The following is a 248-nucleotide window of genomic DNA, read 5'->3' on the forward strand; positions in this document are numbered from 1 at the left end:
GTTCAGGATCACGAGGCTCACCACTTCGCCGATGCCGAGCGTCGCGATCGACACGTAGTGCCCGCGCAGCCGGAACGCCGGATAGACGAGCAGCGTGCCGAGCACGGCGGTGATCACGCCCGCGCACGGAATCGTCACGGCCGGCGACCAGCCGAGATCCGACGACAGCAGCGCCGACGCATACGCGCCGATCACGAGCAGCGCGGCGTGGCCGAGCGAGATCTGCCCGACCGTGCCCGCGACGAGCG

The 248-nt window shown here is 70.6% G+C and carries 1 protein-coding gene; it reads right to left on the reverse strand.

Annotated elements, in window-relative coordinates; all coding sequences use genetic code 11:
- Positions 1–248: ABC transporter permease subunit (locus AAEY55_RS18530; protein WP_407072717.1), on the reverse strand; the 248-nt coding region annotated here is incomplete at both ends.

The sequence above is a fragment of the Pseudoalteromonas sp. 120-MNA-CIBAN-0494 genome, from assembly GCF_040308885.1.
In the GTDB taxonomy this organism is placed as follows: domain Bacteria; phylum Pseudomonadota; class Gammaproteobacteria; order Enterobacterales; family Alteromonadaceae; genus Pseudoalteromonas; species Pseudoalteromonas nigrifaciens.